The organism is Anabaena sp. PCC 7938 (assembly GCF_049315035.1).
GTDB classification, from domain to species: Bacteria; Cyanobacteriota; Cyanobacteriia; order Cyanobacteriales; family Nostocaceae; genus Anabaena; species Anabaena cylindrica.
The window spans coordinates 83,480-99,643 of record NZ_CP186038.1 but is presented as its reverse complement, the minus strand read 5'-3'; the positions used below and the strand labels follow the sequence as shown (position 1 = coordinate 99,643).

Here is a 16,164-nt window from a genome sequence, read left to right as displayed (position 1 = left end):
GGTTACAAATAAAATGTTATATCTATCAACTATCAATAAAACTCTAGGCTACACGCTATTTTTCGCCTTATTTGTTACTCCTGCTACTGCTCACAATATTCAAGTATCAGGGGATGTGGCAGGCACTTGGCACATTGAGCCTAACCATACTCCCAAAGCTGGAGAATATGCTAAAGCCTGGGTTGCACTTACCCGCAAAGGAGGAAAAATCCTGCCACTAGATCAGACTGATTGTCAAATGGCTGTTTACTTGCAACCTCGTAAAACTGCTGACTTACCAACATTACAACCTACTGTCAAAGCTATCTCAGTTGAAAAATATCAAGGTATTCCTGGAGCAGATATTGTTTTCCCCAATACTGGAATTTATCAATTAGAGTTGAACTGTGCGCCCAAAACCGAAGGCAATTTCCAGCCATTTCAGATGAAATATGAGGTTACGGTTGCATCTGGTGTGAATGCACCATCTCTTGCGTCCCAAGAATTAGCCCAGTCAGAAAAAACTGCAACTAGCACGACTAAACAAGAATTAAATATTCCGGCGATCGCTAGTGCTGTATTCTTAGGACTAGGCATTTTAGGAATATTGATACGGCGTAGTGTCAAGCGTTGATGCTTTTAATTTGCCCCAGCTTGTGGTTTTCGTCGGTGCTGTATTAGCAATCCCATCGTCAAACCAATGCCGACAATAGCAGTAAAGTAGAATAAACCAATCAACCGGACGTACATTGGCGGTGCTATTCCTTCAACTTCAACTTCTTGTGCGACTTTCACCACTGGAAATTGACGCTTAGATCCAGGGCTAGGAGTTGCTTCCACCTCGACTTTGTGAGGTGCGCCATCAAAAAATTGCTCTTGCCATGTTAACTTGCCTTCTTGGTCAGTAACTCCCTTGTAGGCAAAGACTGTTAAATTATCTTCTAGAGCGATCGCCTTCACCTGTAACCCTACATCCTTGATAGGTTGTCCTGTTGCAGTATCCTTTACATTCACTGTTAAATTCGCAAGTTTTCCTACCGTTGCGCTTTTATCTCCTTGAACACGGACTTCTAATCCTTGAGATTTTTGGACTGATGGTGCAATTTCTTCTTTACCGCTTGAGTGTCCACTACCGTGAGCCTCTGCAACTTCTGCACTAATGTTAATAAACAATAAAGTTACTATAGCCACCACTGTCAATGCACTTAACAAAAGACGCACAGATTGCGGCGCAATTTCTCCTTGTCGTAGTTCTTCTTGTCCGCCAATCACCCAACCACCTAATAATCCAACTGATAGTAAGATAGCTGCAACAACAGCAGAATATTTGTATTTAACTGGATTTTCTTGGATATTCAAATTTAAGGTTTGTTCATAGGGGGTAAAAGCATTTGCTACTAAGGGTGATACATTCACTCGCAGTTGGTAGTTACCACGGATAGGTAACATCTGTTGAATTTCAAGCTTACCGTCAGGTGCCGCCGCATCCATTTGTAGTAATTTTGTTCCCTCGACAATAGGAAAATCTGTAGTCAACCAAGCATTAGCTGGAGGTGTCAGAATTTGTAAGCTAATTTTGGTATTTTCTAAGGGTTTACCTATAGCATCAAGAGCTTGTAGCGTTAGTGTAACGGGAGATTGTGGTTTATCGGTTCCTGCTTCAAAGGGATGAATCCGTTCTAAAGGTGGGTTGGTAGAGAGTTGTACTCTGGGTATAGGAGTTTGGGAAACTCCTACAACGGAATAAAGAATTGACAACGCAACACAAACAGCACTGATCGCCCCAAACAGTCGATATTTTTTCATAAAACCTTACGTAAACTATGTGTCTTCAGTTAATATTTGATAGTTGTCAGTAAAAGTTACCTTATCAGCTTCTATTCACTAGTACAGCACGGCGTAAATAAACCAACCATTCTCAATCGCTAAAAAGCTTACGACCTATTATTTTTGACTTTTGACTTTTGACTTTTGACTTTTGACTTCCGCGAAGCGGTACTAGGCAGTGGAGAATTCTAGTAAAAATATTGACAATAAATTCAGAGATGGTATGAAATCAAAGCAAAATATTAATGCAGAGATGAAAGACAAAGTATCTTTACTCTACAAAACTTAAAATTACTTCTATATCAAAAAATGGCGCGAAATCTGCGCCATGCTCGCGCCGTTATTTTACCGAGTGTTTTAGCAAAATCTCATGCACCAGAAAAATCTTGAGATTATAATAATTTAGTGACACGCAACACCTAAAGTGTGGTGACGCGCTGAATGTGCTGTGTTGTGAGCCGCAGGATAGGTAGAGAACAAAACAGTCCAGATTACCAAAGAAGACAGCAACATATAAAGTGTTACTTGTACAGGTTTAGACAAAGTAACACCTGCGGTCTTCCGCAACACTGAAGTAGAAGAAAAAGTAGTCATTTGTGACCTCTTAGAATTAATTTGGCTAATTCATCAATCAAAAGCATTTTGCCGCTCAATTCCAAAAAAGGTACATCATAAACTTTTTGTTTGAAAAGGGTGTATAGAATGTATTAATTAGTTCGCCTCAGTAAAATTTCTGGAAGTGATTTTGAAAGCAGACAAAACATCCATCGTAAAAAGATTATAACTTGGACATGGCTGGATTTCTTAATTACTTTAATTTTAGTTATGAGGACTTTGCTTGCTTCAGTTGCACAACACTTGCACGCAATTCACCCCTTGCATTGGCGATCGCACTGCAACTTCTATTTGTGATTCCGTTAGTGTGGGGTGTTTGCATCACAGCACTCGATGTCCTGGTATTGTTATTCCTGCAACACAAAGGCTTTCGCCATACAGAAGCTTTGGTAATAATTCTAGTAGCAACTGTAGGCATCTGTTTTACAGCAGAAATTCTGTTCTCTCGACCTGACATGAGGGGGATTTTGTTGGGATATCTACCCAAGAAAGAAATTTTACAAAACCCAGAGATGCTATACATTGTCATTGGCATTTTAGGGGCAACAGTGATGCCTCACCAGCAATTCTCATTTTGGACTGAAACCCATCTCAGTTGAAAAAACTTGCACAAGAGAATAGGCTTTTTAGGGAAAGCTATTGAGAAATATTTTTAATAGGTCGCGCAAAATTTTCAAAATGAGAATTGCTGATGCCTCACAATTTGTATTTACATTCCTCTATTGTACAAACCCGTGATTGGCAACCTACTACTGAAAAAAGATGGGAAGCGATTAAGTTGGACACAATTGATTCAACTTTTGCTTTGTCAATTGAATTTTTCGTTACTCCATCAAAGTTTTACTTCCGGACTGGCTACCTAACACAACATCAACAAATTATTTTTTGAACCAGTCAAAATTTCACTCTAATTTCATCCTGACCTGTCAGACTTATTATGTAAAGGTCTATTCAGCATAAATCTGTAACTTATTTTACATAATCGTTGTCTAACAATTCAAGATGAAAAAAACATTGATTTACACAGGTACAGTGTTTGCTCTTGCCACTATAGCTTTCATTTCCTTTGGTCATGCAAATGCTAAAGAGACTATTATTGAGAATAATTTGCAATATCCTACTAATAGCTGGCGTTTTGTAAAACATATTTTTCGGTTAAATATCCCCAAAAATAACAACGCTCTTTCTCAACTTATTATTGAAACTCCATCTACCGTAGCAGTGAGTAATGATATTGATGTCTTGGATGTGAATGAGCAGAAAATTAATACTAATATTTCCGCCAATGGCAGACAAATTATTATAGAGTTCCCTGAAAAGGTTATTTCTAACACAAAGCTCTTAGTTAATTTTAATAAAGTTCAACAACCAGTTACCGGACCGGATTCTGTATACCGCTTTTCAGTTAAAGTTGTTGGTAGTGAGGTAGAGATTCCCATTGGTTTAGCTCAATTCCCTACATTTTAATATTTAGATTTTAATGTTAATCAAAAATTTCATCCAGATTTCATTAAGACCTGTCAAACTGATCAATAAAGGTAGTAGACCTTTTTGACTTAAAACAGTAAACGAGTTAATGAGAAGACTTATAACTTCTCCTGATGCTTGTGTGAATGTAGGAGATAGATAATTCTATCTTTACTTAGTTGTTATGTATTAGTTTATAACAGCTTACAAAACACGAATCTAAATATTTGCTGAGATTACTAATTAGATTAGGAGTAAACATGAAAAAAGTGCTATCTTATATTGCTATATCTACTCTAGCTACTGCATTTTTAATTCCTGCCAACTATGTAAGTGCCAATGAAGAAAATGATAGTCTTCCTCATGTTGAGGGTAACTATCAATTTCCTCCGACTCGCTGGGCGGTTGTTAGACATACTTTGCGAGTACACGTTCCTAAAAATAGCAAGGATGTTTCGCAATTAAATATTGAAGTTCCAAGTACTGTAAGGTGGAGCGATGATACTAATGATGTTGTTGTAAATAAAGAGAATGGTCAGAAAATTAACACTAATGTTTCTCTGAATGGTAAGACTATACTACTAGCTTTTGCTGAACCAGTTGCTCCTAACACTAAGCTAGAGATTGACATCAAAAATATCAAACAACCATTTCTTGGTAATGGACCTGTTTATTATTTATCTGCTAATCTCATTGGTAGTGATGCAACAATACCTATAGGTGTAGCTAGATTTCGTATTAGTCCTTAAAATCTTCGCTATCCAAATAAAACTCCTGATAGTTAACTGATTTTTTAATTAACTATCAGGAGAATTTTTAATTGATTTTAAATTTAGATATTTGATAGTTCAATCATAAATCATTTTGAGTAATTACGTTTAGCAACTACATTTTAAATTTCCCTTGGCATAACAATATTTCATCTTAATTTCATCAATAGCTTTCATAATTATAAATATATAGAAATCCCATTTGATTGTTGAAAAGTCAAGCTGACTAAAAGCCTGCCAAACAAGGTTTTACTTTTCAGTATACATAGCAAGACTCAAGTTGGATTCCTATATAGATAATTGATTAACTAAATAAGGAGAATATCCATGAAAAAGCTGATTTACGCGGTTGCTTTTACCTTAGTTCTTACATCTTCACTTCCTACTGCTTGGGCTAAAAATCCAAATGATGCTAATATTTCTCATTTAGGAAATAGTGCTGCTGTTCCTAATGATGCTGGTAACCTAAATGCTACTCATAAGTTTGATGTTCATGTCCAAGGTAAAGCACTTTCAGAATTGGCGATTGATTTACCAGAAAGAATAAGTATTGATCAAGGAATTGAAGTCCAAAATAAATTAGGTCAAAAAATTCCTACAATGGTTTCCATGAACAACAGAAAAGCTACTATAGCTTTTTCGGAACCAGTAGCCCCTGGTACAACTATATCAATTCGTATGAAAGGAGTTAATACCCCAATGTATAGCGAGATTTGGCAATATCAAGTTTACGCCAAGAAAGTTGGATTCACGGAAGCAATTCCACTTGGTCTAGCTCAGATTCAGACTTATCCTTGATCTAGACAATACAGATTGACCGCTTGACTCTCCACTCGACTGGAGATTCTAATATAGTTTCAGTTCCTGAAGAACTAACAAATCGACAAAAAGATAGAGGGTCAAAGAGAATATGTCTACACGTATGAAGACAGTATTAACCGGAACTTTAGCTATTTTTGCGCTGCTAACATTGTCTGCTAGTCCTAGTCTAGCAGAGAGCCGTACTCAGACTGCCACTTCCAGCACTACTACAAAAGAGGCAAATCAGACTCAACAACAAATTAGCCAAAAAACAGTGCCAGCTAACGAGACTCCACAGCAGCCCACTCAAACGGGATGCAGCTGTTGCAAAAATATGATGAATACACAGCAGATGAACAAGATGCATGAGATGATTGGGACTCCGAATAACTAGGCAAGATAAGTTTTTAGGGCGTTGCATATTTGCGGGATGAATTAGAGGCTGGAAACATTGAAACTTCGTTCACGGAACCAAATCATTTCATGATTCAGCAACGCCGTTTTTAGAAGTTCTACGATGCCAAGGCTCTTCACTTAACTGATAGCGGTAGCGCCCATTTTGTTTATGCCCTCACACACAAACACAATGCTGTCTAAAATGGCTAAAAACAGTTGAATTAAAAGGAGTGCGATGTCTGCGGTAAAAGCGTACCCCTTTCCTGCAATCCCGTAAGAGATACGGGGAAGCTATGCGTAGCGTCTTTTAAGCGCAAAGCGTTCCGTTCGCGTAGTGTCCCGTAAGTTCTACGAACAAATTGTACCAACGCGGTAGTGTTACGTAGCAAAGGGAAGGAAAGAGATCGCACTCCTTTTTATTTATGTTGAAGTACGAAAATAAGGACTAGAATTTCACCCACAATTCCCGCAATCATTCCATAGGCTGCTGAAGTAGCTCCACTATGTCCGGTGAAAATGAGACTTCCACATACTATCAAGGTGAGGGCTGCGGCAACTAATGTTGCAAGATTAATGAACCAGTTCTTTGCGCGGTGAATTAGAAGCCCTTGAAAAGTATTTTGGAGTGCAAGGAGGAGGGGTAAGCACGAAAGTACTTGTATGACGGGAAGTGCTGCTTCTACAAGAGATGGGTTATCGCCAAAAAACTGACGAAGAAGCGAAAATCCTTGGCTCGTAAACCCCAGAAACAACGGTATCGAGGTAAACCCCAAACCGACAAGAACTACAAAAGCAGCAAGTATCCGCTTTGATGTCTCTTCATAAGAAGAAATTACCACTTGCTGAACCATTCTTGTACCGTTTGCAATAGAAAGAACCAGTCCCCAGGTTGCAGGCCACACGGCAAGAGCAAGACTACTATCGAATGAGCGAGCAACAAAACTCAAGAGTATTGCCCTCGCACCCCAGATTAGAAGCATTGTTGATGCAAGAGGAAGATAGTAAAATGTGACACCTTTAAAGGTTTTAGGAAGGTTATCCGTGTGAAGCTTTATCTGCTGGTCAAGAATAGAGTTAATACTGAGATGTGAACAAAACCATGTAACAACTACTGCTTCAATGAGTATTGCTCCCATCATGGTGACACCTGCAAGGAGCGCCCCATCAAATCTGAGACTTACTCCCACTACAAGCGCTACAATTACCCAAATAAATCGTGCAACACTTGCCAATCCGACGGGAATACTTTTTTTAGCACGGATAAGAAGCCCCTGAAAAAATCGCCGCCAAGCAATGACGAACGGCCACAGAAACATCAAAAGAAAAGAAGTTCTGCCTCGTGTGGCGATGAAAGGGCTGACTCCAAATACATCAAGAAGAAGCCAGTTATACACAGGCTCCCAGGTAAGTAATAGAAAGATACCGCTAAGGGAGATTCCTGCAATTACTGTAAACTGCCAAAGCGCACGCCGAGATCTGGCATCGTTCCCCAGCGCCGTTGATGCATGAAGAATCATGATAATCGGGCTTTCAAGAAATACAGCAACCGCTTTTACAATTCCTACTCCTGCTAATGTCTCTTGCGGAAATGTAAGTCGGCTGAGTGCCGCTGTCTGAAGCGGATCACCAAGAGTCATTGCCACATCCGACAGGGAAAGAGGGATAAACTGGGTAAGTAGTGTCAGGAGCGATCGCTCCTGAAATGCTTTTTTACTTTCCTCAATATGAGGTGGAGTATTCATGATATTTCTTATCGCTATTCGATGAAGTTAGAAAGACAGAGGAGTCAGTGAGGCGATCGCATCATCAAGATGTTCCCCCTGTTTCAAGGTAAATCCATGATGATCAAGCCAATCGGAATCGTAGACTGTCTCAAGGTATCTATCCCCTCGGTCTGGATTGATCATCAAAATCCGCGCACCCGCACCAAGAGAGCGCGCCAGATGCAAACCACCAGCGACAATTGCCCCTGTTGATGCACCAAGAAGCAATCCTTCACGACTTGCAAGTGCATGACACACCGAGTAAGCCATATCCTCTGGTATCACGTAAGCGCGATCGAGCATTGAAAGATCGAGATTTGGTGGAAAGAAAGATAACCCAATACCCGTCATCTTGTATGGTTTGGCTGGCGTTCCCATAATCACTGAACCCACCACATCAACGCCAACAATACGTATTTTTGGAAATCGCGGTAGGAGATAACGAGCTATTCCCATTATTTGTCCCGCCGTGCTAACACCTACCACGACAGCATCAAGTTCACCAGCAAAGTGGGCTTCAATTTCCCGCGCAGTGTAGTATGAATGTGCCTCAGTATTCCAAGGATTCAAGTGCTGACATGGATACCAAGCATTAGGAATGGTTGCGGCAAGGTCATGCGCTCGTTTCATTCTTGCCTTTTGCATAGAGCCTGATTCGTCTGCCTCATGTAGCGGTACATCTACAAGTTCTGCACCGTATGCTTTCAGCATTCGTCTAAACGGTGGCGCAGTTTTGGCATCGACAACAATAATAACTCGATACCCTCGGACTGCTCCTACCATTGCTAGACCAACGCCGAAATTTCCTGAGCTTGACTCGATAATCGTACCACCAGGTAGAAGTAGTCCTTCTTCCTCCGCACGCTTGACGAGGTAAACTGCATTTTTCTCCTTAATTGATCCTCCAGGATTGCAGCTCTCTAGTTTCAATAAACACTCTGATTCAAGACATACACGAGAGATGTTTTTAAGTCGTACAATAGGTACATTTCCTAGTGCGTGTGTAACATCAATAGCTGTAATCTTTTTATATCTATTACGACTGTTGAATTGTGAACTAGAAAAGTTCTCGAACGGTAAAGATTTAGGAAGATAATTCATATTGAACATCTAGTAAAAAATCAGAAAAATGAGTAAATTACTGTGATTGCTACTTCATGAACTCGTTCACTCAATAAGGCTTTTCTTCTGTCATATTTACAGCCTCAATTTAGTGATAGTGTAAATAAAGAAAATATGTATCCCTTCAATACTTCTTCGGGGAAGAGAGTTATTCAAGCATCCATGAGTACCCAAGAGACTTCCAAATAAAAAAATATCCCGTATTTGTGAGGGCAGAGGGCAGGGAGCAGGGGGAGGAAAAGTCGTTTTGATTTCACAAATTGCATAGCGTACCCTACGGGATCTTGCTACGCGGAGCGTCCCGGAGGGAACTAGCGCTGCTGCAAGCAGTTCATCTTTTTTGTGGAGTTCTCCAAAGGAATTGAGAACAGATTCGGATATGTCTAATGGTATATGAGCATTAGCAGTCATCCTTCTTAGGTAATAATTTATGTCTAATACCAAATTAATATGAAGCTGCATAGAATAAAATATCAAGAATAATTGACCGCAGATGAACACAGATAAACACAGATAAAGATGAAACATTCAATGAATTTCAGGATTCTGTGCAGCCTCACATAAAATTGGTATAACAGAGTCATTATTGAAAGCAAGTTTCGATAAAAACCTGTATTTCACTATGAATATATCCGATATTTCTATGCTGAACGCTGACTATGAAATTAAGATGAAATTTTAAATTATGTCTTAAATATTTGCTCATTTTCTGAAATATTCAGTAGCTATGATTTCGCAATTGTTATTAAAATGATATTTATGATTTACTTTACTACCTACACTTTTGTTTGCACTGCAATGAAGCTCAACTTACTGTGGGCTTTGTTTTTATAGATCAAGGTTCAGTGTCATAAACACAGCGATAACGAATTTAATTTGTCTAATAGCTATTTAACGCTAAAATATTTTATAAATATTCTGGAAGTAGGTGGAATTTCATCTTGATTTCATACTTACTTGTAAAAATAAGTAATGACTCAATAGATTCTTGTAAACACTTGTAGCTTTTCCCAATTACATGAGGTCTTCCTTGCTTGCAGAGAGGCGGTTGGAGGTCTCACAGGGGTAGGTTTTTAATATTATCTGTGAAGGCGGAAGACTGGAGGTATTGTAGACAAGAAATATTTTATACGCAAAGTTGACAGGCGAACTCTATGAGAGTGCTACTAGTAGAAGATGAACCAGATTTGGGGGCAGCTATTAAACGAACTCTTACCCAGCAGAAGTATTTGGTTGATTGGGTACTAGATGGTAATGAGGCGTGGGCATATTTAGACAATAAGTGGACACCACAATACACATTAGCTATTTTCGATTGGATGCTGCCTGGAATGTCAGGATTAGAGTTATGCAAAATGCTACGTTCTCACAAAAGCCCTTTGCCTGTATTAATGCTGACGGCAAAAGATAGGATGGAAGATAAAGTTGCTGGCCTAGATGCAGGTGCAGATGACTATTTAGTAAAGCCATTTGGTATGGCGGAATTATTGGCAAGGTTGCGGGCGCTACAGAGGAGATCGCCCCAATTTCAGCCTCAAGAATTAACTGTTGGCAACTTAACTCTAGATTACGGTAACAATATGGTTGTTAGTCAAAATAATACAGGCAAGAAACAGGAGATTTCCTTAACTAATAAAGAATTCCAGTTACTAGAGTATTTTATGAAACATCCAAACCAAATTGTGACTACTGAACAAATTCGCAATCAGCTTTGGGAAGTGAGTGCAGAACCCATAAGTAATGTAGTAGCTGCTCAAATACGTTTGCTGCGTCGCAAACTAGCTAATAGTGGCTGCGGGAATATGATTGAAACTTTGCATGCTACAGGATATCGTCTCAATCTCACGCCATGAATCAAAATAAACTGTTTAAGCAGACCCGCCTGCGTTTAGCCTTGTGGTATGCCCTCGTTATGGCTTTGATTTTAAGCCTGTGCGGATTTGGTATCTACAGAGCGATTTCCCATGCCCATTGGATGACATTAGATCGAGAACTGGAGTCTGTTGCCGGAACACTACACGACAGTATTGAACTAAAATTACAGCAACCTGGTGAATTAGAACCAGTTATACAGCAGCTTTTACCCAATATTTGTGTAGTTGATAAAAGCTGCATTCAAGAGCAGTTAAATTCCAAACGCCATATTTTAAGCGCAATCAATCAAGGTAATTATTATGTGCGTTTTTTCGATAATTCCGGACGCTTGATTGCGATCGCCGGCACTTATCCAGAAGGATTACCTCTAGTCTTTAACAAGGAACTTTGGCAAACTCTGAAAGATAGCAAAGGACATTTATACCACCAAATTTCTTTTGTTCTGCACACCCAAAACAATCGTGATTGGGGTTACATTCAAGTAGGGCGAAGTCTGGCAGACTTCAACAGTTATCTTGTTGCGGTGAAACTCATTTTAGCATTGGTATTACCAATGGTAATGACTCTGGTTGGTGTTGCTAGTTGGTGGTTAGCTCTTTTAGCAATGCAGCCAATTTATCGCTCATATAGACAAATTCAACAATTTACAGCAGATGCTGCACACGAGTTAAGGACACCTCTAGCAGCAACACAAGCGACAGTAGAATCAGCCCTTTTGATGCCCCAAATAGATGAAATAGAAGCACGGGACATTCTGCAAACTCTACAGCGTCAGAATCAGCGACTCACAACTCTGGTTACAGATTTGTTGCTGCTGACTCGTCTGGATCGTCAACCAATGCCAATGCAACGAGACCTTTGCTGCTTGGATGATATTGTTAACGACTTAATAGAGGAATTTGCAGCCTTGGCGATCGCATCTGATGTAACATTAACATCTTCAGTACGGGTGTCAACTTCTTTGGATGTTATTGGTAATGCAGATCAGCTTTATCGCTTGTTTTCTAACTTAATTATCAATGCAGTTCAATACACACCAAAAGGAGGAAAGATAACCGTTTGTCTAGATCGCAGTGACCATTATGCTGTGATTCAGGTTCAAGATACTGGTATTGGTATTCCGCAGCATGATTTGACTAGAATTTTTGACCGCTTCTATCGAGTCAATAGCGATCGCTCCCGTAGCACTGGCGGTTCTGGATTGGGATTAGCGATCGCGCAAGCAATTGTTTTAGCACATCACGGCAGCATATATGTGCAAAGTGAATTTGGTAAAGGTAGCACTTTTACTATTAAGTTACCTTTCGATGTGCCAGACAAAAAATTTTCTTGCCAAAAGGAGAAGATAGCAGCGTTTATGTAGCTATGGAAAATCTCGGATGGCTCAAGTCAAATTCAGACCCTACTTTGAAACGAGAAACTACTCTCATAAACCTCCATTTAACTAGCTGTTGTAGTTCTTGGTTGAGCGCGTCGTTTCTTCCTAGAAATTCATTTGTCATCTCGCACTCCGCACTCTTCTGTGAAGATATCTATTCTCGTATCTTCCCCTGTCTGAAAGTTTTACGCAAAAACTTCCAGTCTTTACAAAACTTTATATTCCATTGTAAGCGATGACTCTGTTCAACAATGCTTGGGAATTTACTCGGAAATCGCCGCATCATCTCCTGCAATTCCACCACCCGCATCCTTAACACCCTATATCTGCGGTTTGTCGCCTCTACCCTTGGCTTAACGTCAACTCCTCACGTTTAGCAGAATTAACCATCTTCACCAAAAGCTGATTCAGATAACTTTGAGCAAAGATATACAGACTATCCCAAATCTCTTGATTACGACAGATTTTCGCACCCACCGTATTACCAGCAATTTTTTCGGAAATTAAATACTTACGGAAATAACTGTCCCACAACTGTTGAAGAAAATCTTCAGAGAAGTCCTCAAAAGGCACAATCCAGTTATAATCTTTATCTAAAAATACCCTGTAAGATGCAACTATTGGTAATGCCAAATCTCCAGGCGCACCAAACCCAAAAGAGTATCTACTGTCAGCCAGAAGGGTATTTTTCCGCATATCAATTGATGCTAAATCATTGATCCCTTTTCTTTTAGGTTTGCTGATATATTCTTGAATAATTTCATACAGCCTTTGTTCTATCCACATAGCTTTAGTAAGCAGAGGCAGTAGTTTGGTTAATCTTTCCCTCTCAGCATCAGAAAGTTGACTAGGACTATTGCTAACAGCCGGGTGCTTACTTCTCGTATTACCTTCAGGATTGTATCTATTTCTATCCAAGCAGTTTAGTAACTTGAAAAAATGGGTAACATTGCAATGGGTATTTTTAGGAACACCACTTTGGTTCTGGTAATAAGCTACTCTAAATTTTCTACTTTCTTTGAGTTCTAACTGGGCTAAATAACTTTTGATAAAGTCATAATCTCCCCTAGCATTGACCTTAGAGCGAGAATCTACTGGTGATGTAGTATTAGAGGCTAAAGCTATATCTTTGGCTTCAGTTTCTTCTAGTCCAACGTGGATAGTAATTTTGACCCGTGCTACGCTAAGGTCATACTTGTAATTTTTCGCACTATCAAACGCTAAAACAGTGTGTCCACCATTGATAATACCATCGTTACCACCCTCAGCAGCTTCTAAAACCTCTAATTCTAGTTGTTTTTTATCCTTACTGGGTTTAACCTTATTGGCACACAGAACTATACCACTGTGACGCTCGAAGAATTTCTGTGGTTCGGTAGTCAGAGAGTCAAAGATTTGCCTGTATGTTGAACTTTTGCGGTTCGGTTCTCTGATATTTGGTTCTAGAGGTAAGTCTGTAGGGAATGTATCAACATGGGCAGTAGCGATAATGCAATCGGGGTTAGCATGAAAATAATTGTCTACTTTAATAATCCAGTTTTTTGGCATGGTTGATTTTTCTTTTCAGTAATTATAAGGATAACGGGGAGCAACACAAAAAACTTACAGCATATTGTAAGCAAGAGTGTTCCAAGAAATAAAATGCCCAGTCATTCTCGATAGAGTCATGGCTAACTTTCCTGTAGAAGATACAAACTGACAATTTTGGATCATTTTTTAGTGGGAATACTCTAAACGAAGTAGAAAGCTGAAACGAAACGGTTTTATTACCTTATTGTCTAACAGGATAATATAATCCGTCTTGCTCCTGAAATTTCCACCCAAGGCTCATCGGGTCACGATTCCTCGACCAACTGATAAATTCTTTCTCACTCTTGCTTTCTCGTTCTGTAATTAAACTCTGCGGTGTAACTCCCAATCGTTGCGCTAAATTTTCATTAGCAAAAGAAGTTATTTCTACTGGTTGCTGTTGATACTGATAAGGATATCCTGAACGCCGGGGTTTAGAGTTACCACCACTGTATTTACCAGAGGCCAGCGCCCGCTCTATTTTCTCCAACTGTTTACCAAGGACTTCCAGTTTAGTGGCCACCAGTTGATCTTGCAGGCATTGATGCGCTTCCATTTCTAAAAGTTTTTCCTCCACCTGCTGTAATTCGCTGGTTGCTTCCAGTTTTACGCTGCTATCAAAACGCGATATCACTTCCTGTAAGCCTTGCAGTAACGCTGTTGTATGACCATCACGGTGTATTTTCGCTAAGTGGCGTACTATAGAAATTAGTACAGTAGGCACGCGAATCATCTCGCTGGGTGGGGTCTTGTTGGCAGTCATGATAGCTAGGATTGATATCAATTATTATAACCCCAAAGCAGTGGTTTTCCTGGCTTGAATTTTGAAACGTACTCCTTTCAAAAAACTATATGTTTAATAATTATTGTGAATAATATCAGCTTGCTAATAAGCTTTGTTAGTTTTCTATCGCTCCATGTATGCACCAATTCTATAGCCTGTTCACTATCTTGGGCTGGGTTGGTTTCTTGAGTCCCTACCCAGTGAACTGTGGCCAATAATTCCATGCCGTATCTGCGCTCGTCTTTTATCGACTGAAGGAACGAAAACTTTAGCCTTAGCATCCTCGGAGAGCGTGTAACTATGACAAATATTTAGTTCCGAAGTGCTGAGAGTCAGCAATTCTAGCAATTTTGTGCGCCATGGCGCACAAAACCATGGCGATGCCTGCGGAGTAACTCTTTGAGGAAGCAAAACTATCGCTAAAGTCAAGTGCCAAGGAAAGCAACTCAAAAATGTGACCCATGGATCACATTTCTTCTCAAAACCTCGGCAACACAGTCCCCGTTCCCGCATCCTTTTTAGAACGAACATAGGTCTTAGTCGTATCACTCTTACTATGCCCCAACTGGTCTTGCACCTCAAACAGTGATTTACTATCCACCGCCCGCGACGCGTGGGAATGGCGCAACCAGTGGCAAGAAAACTTCACCTTGGCCACTTCAGATATATCCTGAATCAACCTTTTAATCGCTCGGTCACTCAATGGCAACCCCCGCTTTTTCGGGTCAGGTGACAGATTCGGAAACACTGGCATCTTCTCACCTGCCATCCCCCGGTACTTTTTAAATATCAGCGAAGTCTGGTGGTCCAAACCTATCTCCCGGTACTTCCCCCCCTTCCCGCGAAACTTAATTGTGTAATACCCCCGATACCTATCTTCTGGTATCGGGTCGGGTTGCCATTTAAAGTTGTGCCAATATAAACCCGGATAATCTTCCTTCGGCTGACCCGGTTTATCACCAGGAACCGTCACCCGACCAACCTCACCCACCCGCATCCCACTATAAAAAAGCAAACAAAAAACTAGCCAGTGCTGCTCCCCCAATCGCTGGGCAACATCAGCCAACTGCGCCATCTCCCAATCTTCTAAATAACGCTCTGCCTTCGGTAAGTCACTGAAATTATCGTAATTTATGGTACTAGCAATATTCCGTAAAAAATAGCCGACATTCTCCCCATGACCATAACTCCAGAGCGATCGCAACATCAAAACCTGGTTAGATTTAGTATAAGGGGAAACCTCACCCCAACTAGCAATAAATTCCAGTAACTTTGGTGGCTGAACCAGCCGTAAATCCCGTACACCTTGATTTTCAAACCAAGCGAGTAATTTTTGACCAAAGCGATAGTATTTTCGCTTAGTTTGTTCACGGTTCTGCGACCCTGCCCAAGCCAAAATCAACTCCTCATCATTTGCTACAGCAGGTGTGCGGTAATAATATTGACGAATCACCTCCTCTACTAATTCGGCGGTCACAGGTTGAGCAGTATCACGAGATACAACCTGACTGGAAGAGGGAGGGAGAATTTCTACGTTGCTCACCTCAACATTAGTGATATCCATCTGGGAAATAACCATCACATGACAACTAACATCTAGCTTCCTGGAAGGGGACTTTCAGGAAGCTTTTTTTATATTCTACCCTCCCGTGAATGTGCAGGGAACTTCATCTCTAACTTGGCGTTCGCTCGTTGGCAAGATGTCTACAAATTGTGGACATTTACTTGAATAAATTTGGCGGTGGGTTAACGCACCAGATCGCTTGCGTGCGGTTACGATCAGCAGAGGTTAGGGGGAGCTTGCACTCCGCCCCAGTT

At 40.3% G+C, this 16,164-nt stretch carries 14 protein-coding genes and 2 pseudogenes; 9 read left to right on the top strand and 7 right to left on the bottom strand.

Features of this window, described 5'->3' with window-relative positions:
* The first annotated feature begins 13 nt into the window (after window positions 1–13).
* Window positions 14–613: a hypothetical protein gene (locus ACOWPH_RS29700; protein ID WP_015364253.1), complete on the top strand. Its 600-nt coding sequence runs from the start codon at window positions 14–16 to the stop codon at window positions 611–613.
* A 5-nt stretch (window positions 614–618) separates the two neighbouring features.
* On the opposite strand, the gene ACOWPH_RS29695 is transcribed toward ACOWPH_RS29700, so the two are convergent.
* Entirely contained in the window at window positions 619–1,785 is a 1,167-nt protein-coding gene (locus ACOWPH_RS29695; RefSeq protein WP_015364252.1) for a hypothetical protein, read from the bottom strand.
* 423 nt (window positions 1,786–2,208) lie between these two features.
* On the bottom strand, window positions 2,209–2,400 hold the full coding sequence (locus ACOWPH_RS29690; RefSeq protein ID WP_015364251.1) for a CbtB domain-containing protein: 192 nt from the start codon (window positions 2,398–2,400) through the stop codon (window positions 2,209–2,211).
* A 281-nt stretch (window positions 2,401–2,681) separates the two neighbouring features.
* Between ACOWPH_RS29690 and ACOWPH_RS29685 the strand changes: the two are divergent.
* From ACOWPH_RS29685 to ACOWPH_RS29660, 6 genes and pseudogenes are all read left to right on the top strand, one after another.
* Window positions 2,682–2,972 (top strand): annotated as a pseudogene (locus ACOWPH_RS29685) (divalent metal cation transporter); the annotation flags it as partial.
* A 140-nt stretch (window positions 2,973–3,112) separates the two neighbouring features.
* Window positions 3,113–3,247 (top strand): annotated as a pseudogene (locus ACOWPH_RS29680) (divalent metal cation transporter); the annotation flags it as partial.
* A gap of 176 nt (window positions 3,248–3,423) precedes the next feature.
* Window positions 3,424–3,888: a DUF2808 domain-containing protein gene (locus ACOWPH_RS29675; protein WP_015364250.1), complete on the top strand. Its 465-nt coding sequence runs from the start codon at window positions 3,424–3,426 to the stop codon at window positions 3,886–3,888.
* 260 nt (window positions 3,889–4,148) lie between these two features.
* A complete protein-coding gene (locus ACOWPH_RS29670; RefSeq protein WP_015364249.1) occupies window positions 4,149–4,637 on the top strand; it encodes a DUF2808 domain-containing protein in 489 nt (162 codons plus the stop codon).
* Window positions 4,638–4,985: 348 nt separating this feature from the next.
* The gene (locus ACOWPH_RS29665) at window positions 4,986–5,456 is read left to right on the top strand and encodes a DUF2808 domain-containing protein (protein ID WP_015364248.1); all 471 of its coding nucleotides are present in this window, start codon (window positions 4,986–4,988) and stop codon (window positions 5,454–5,456) included.
* A gap of 112 nt (window positions 5,457–5,568) precedes the next feature.
* On the top strand, window positions 5,569–5,853 hold the full coding sequence (locus ACOWPH_RS29660) for a hypothetical protein (protein WP_015364247.1): 285 nt from the start codon (window positions 5,569–5,571) through the stop codon (window positions 5,851–5,853).
* Between the two features lie 418 nt (window positions 5,854–6,271).
* Here the strand turns inward: ACOWPH_RS29660 and ACOWPH_RS29655 are convergent, their stop codons facing one another.
* Window positions 6,272–7,597, bottom strand: a complete 1,326-nt coding sequence (locus ACOWPH_RS29655) for a hypothetical protein (RefSeq protein ID WP_015364246.1) — start codon at window positions 7,595–7,597, stop codon at window positions 6,272–6,274.
* 27 nt (window positions 7,598–7,624) lie between these two features.
* Window positions 7,625–8,719: a cysteine synthase family protein gene (locus tag ACOWPH_RS29650; protein ID WP_015364245.1), complete on the bottom strand. Its 1,095-nt coding sequence runs from the start codon at window positions 8,717–8,719 to the stop codon at window positions 7,625–7,627.
* A gap of 1,175 nt (window positions 8,720–9,894) precedes the next feature.
* On the opposite strand from ACOWPH_RS29650, the gene rppA reads away from it, so the two are divergent.
* Window positions 9,895–10,593, top strand: coding sequence for a two-component system response regulator RppA (rppA, locus tag ACOWPH_RS29645; protein ID WP_015364243.1), 699 nt, complete (start codon window positions 9,895–9,897; stop codon window positions 10,591–10,593).
* On the top strand, window positions 10,590–11,978 hold the full coding sequence (rppB, locus tag ACOWPH_RS29640; protein WP_015364242.1) for a two-component system sensor histidine kinase RppB: 1,389 nt from the start codon (window positions 10,590–10,592) through the stop codon (window positions 11,976–11,978). The genes rppA and rppB overlap by 4 nt, the downstream gene beginning before the upstream one ends.
* 357 nt (window positions 11,979–12,335) lie before the next feature.
* Here rppB and ACOWPH_RS29635 read toward each other — a convergent pair whose 3' ends face one another.
* The 3 genes from ACOWPH_RS29635 to ACOWPH_RS29625 all read right to left on the bottom strand — a co-directional run bounded on the left by ACOWPH_RS29635 (window position 12,336) and on the right by ACOWPH_RS29625 (window position 15,925).
* A complete protein-coding gene (locus ACOWPH_RS29635) occupies window positions 12,336–13,541 on the bottom strand; it encodes an AIPR family protein (protein WP_015364240.1) in 1,206 nt (401 codons plus the stop codon).
* 223 nt (window positions 13,542–13,764) lie between these two features.
* Window positions 13,765–14,325: a hypothetical protein gene (locus ACOWPH_RS29630; RefSeq protein ID WP_015364239.1), complete on the bottom strand. Its 561-nt coding sequence runs from the start codon at window positions 14,323–14,325 to the stop codon at window positions 13,765–13,767.
* Between the two features lie 499 nt (window positions 14,326–14,824).
* A complete protein-coding gene (locus ACOWPH_RS29625; protein WP_244887774.1) occupies window positions 14,825–15,925 on the bottom strand; it encodes a tyrosine-type recombinase/integrase in 1,101 nt (366 codons plus the stop codon).
* Between the last annotated feature and the right edge of the window lie 239 nt (window positions 15,926–16,164).

Coding starts and splice junctions, on each gene's coding strand:
- ACOWPH_RS29700 (WP_015364253.1), top strand. CDS start 14: ATGTTATATCTATCAACTATCAATAAAACTCTAGGCTACACGCTATTT.
- ACOWPH_RS29695 (WP_015364252.1), bottom strand. CDS start 1,785: ATGAAAAAATATCGACTGTTTGGGGCGATCAGTGCTGTTTGTGTTGCG.
- ACOWPH_RS29690 (WP_015364251.1), bottom strand. CDS start 2,400: ATGACTACTTTTTCTTCTACTTCAGTGTTGCGGAAGACCGCAGGTGTT.
- ACOWPH_RS29675 (WP_015364250.1), top strand. CDS start 3,424: ATGAAAAAAACATTGATTTACACAGGTACAGTGTTTGCTCTTGCCACT.
- ACOWPH_RS29670 (WP_015364249.1), top strand. CDS start 4,149: ATGAAAAAAGTGCTATCTTATATTGCTATATCTACTCTAGCTACTGCA.
- ACOWPH_RS29665 (WP_015364248.1), top strand. CDS start 4,986: ATGAAAAAGCTGATTTACGCGGTTGCTTTTACCTTAGTTCTTACATCT.
- ACOWPH_RS29660 (WP_015364247.1), top strand. CDS start 5,569: ATGTCTACACGTATGAAGACAGTATTAACCGGAACTTTAGCTATTTTT.
- ACOWPH_RS29655 (WP_015364246.1), bottom strand. CDS start 7,597: ATGAATACTCCACCTCATATTGAGGAAAGTAAAAAAGCATTTCAGGAG.
- ACOWPH_RS29650 (WP_015364245.1), bottom strand. CDS start 8,719: ATGAATTATCTTCCTAAATCTTTACCGTTCGAGAACTTTTCTAGTTCA.
- rppA (WP_015364243.1), top strand. CDS start 9,895: ATGAGAGTGCTACTAGTAGAAGATGAACCAGATTTGGGGGCAGCTATT.
- rppB (WP_015364242.1), top strand. CDS start 10,590: ATGAATCAAAATAAACTGTTTAAGCAGACCCGCCTGCGTTTAGCCTTG.
- ACOWPH_RS29635 (WP_015364240.1), bottom strand. CDS start 13,541: ATGCCAAAAAACTGGATTATTAAAGTAGACAATTATTTTCATGCTAAC.
- ACOWPH_RS29630 (WP_015364239.1), bottom strand. CDS start 14,325: ATGACTGCCAACAAGACCCCACCCAGCGAGATGATTCGCGTGCCTACT.
- ACOWPH_RS29625 (WP_244887774.1), bottom strand. CDS start 15,925: ATGGTTATTTCCCAGATGGATATCACTAATGTTGAGGTGAGCAACGTA.